The 1,412-nt window shown below is 42.8% G+C and carries 1 protein-coding gene; it reads right to left on the reverse strand.

Going from position 1 to position 1,412, the window contains the following annotated elements; translation table 11 throughout:
- A partial coding sequence (locus ACLOR3_RS02610) for a GBS Bsp-like repeat-containing protein (protein ID WP_412036963.1) occupies positions 1-1,346 on the reverse strand: 1,346 nt, incomplete at its 3' end.
- Positions 1,347-1,412 lie beyond the last annotated feature (66 nt).

The raw sequence follows: 1,412 nt of genomic DNA on the forward strand, positions 1-1,412 counted from the left end.
TTGTTTTGGATTAAGAGACTAGCAGTTGGACGTGACTGATTTTTGAAATCAATAAAGGCCTTCTTGACAAACTTATTTTGACCTTTGGCATCCACATAGAAAACTTGCGCTTCATACTGGCCATCAGCGTTTTCGTGGTCACTAGCTTTGGCTGTTACAGTATATGAACCATCTGCTTGACGAGTTGGCGTGTACCAGATGATATCTTTCATCCCATTGGCATGAGACCAGAATGGAATCTTCACTTCCTTGTAGCCATCGAAACCTTGAAGGTTCTTAGCTGTAATAGTGAAAGTCCCGTCTTTTTCTGATTTTGTAATGGTCAGATCAGCAGATGGTTTAGAAGCTGTGTAATCGATAAAGGCTTTCTTGACAAACTTGTTTTGGCCTTTGGCATCCACATAGAAGACCTGCGCTTCGTATTTGCCATCAGCGTTTTCGTGGTCACTAGCTTTGGCTGTTACAGTATAAGAACCATCTGCTTGACGAGTTGGAGTGTACCAGAGAATATCTTTCATCCCATTGGCATGAGACCAGAATGGAATCTTCACTTCCTTGTAGCCATCGAAGCCTTGGAGGTTCTTAGCCGTAATGGTGAAGGTGCCATCTGACTCTGATTTTGTAATGGTTAGATCAGCAGATGGTTTAGGAGCTGTGTAATCGATAAAGGCTTTCTTGACAAACTTGTTTTGACCTTTGGCATCTACATAGAAGACCTGCGCTTCGTATTTGCCATCAGAGTTTTCGTGATCGCTTGCTTTGGCTGTTACAGTATAAGAACCGTCTGCCTGGCGACTTGGAGTGTACCAGATGATGTCTTTCATCCCATTGGCATGAGACCAAAATGGAATCTTCACTTCTTTATAACCATCCAAGCCTTGGAGGTTCTTAGCTGTAATGGTGAAGGTACCTTCTGAATCTGATTTTTCAATATTCAAATCTGCAGAAACTGGAGATTCCTGTTGAGGAACACTCTCATTTCGTGTTTCTACCACTCGTGCGCGTGCGCCATATGGAGCGCGACTAGCTACCACAGCTGGTGCTGGTTGCTCTGATATAACCTTGTCGCTAGTGCCCTTGTCAAAAGACTGGTTATTACTAAGAGTCGGTGTGTCAGGTACTGCCTCTGTTGCAACGACATTCTCTGTCTGAATACCTTTCTCAACTCCCACTCCTTCGTTCACAGTATTCTGCGCTTCTGATGAAGTTGTTGTTTTCAAAACAACAGCTGAAGTATTTTCTGGTGTTTGATCGGACGCATGTTGCTCATCAGCTTTGACTTGTTGTGTCGAAAAAGCTAACAAAACGGCTGTCCCAGCATAAAAAATAAGATCTTTCTTTTTCATGTATCTTCCCTTACAATTTTTTTACGGATTGTACCCACGTAATAGTATTATAGCACAAACCACCGG

Origin of the sequence: Streptococcus intestinihominis (genome assembly GCF_046824975.1) — a bacterium.
GTDB lineage: Bacteria > Bacillota > Bacilli > Lactobacillales > Streptococcaceae > Streptococcus.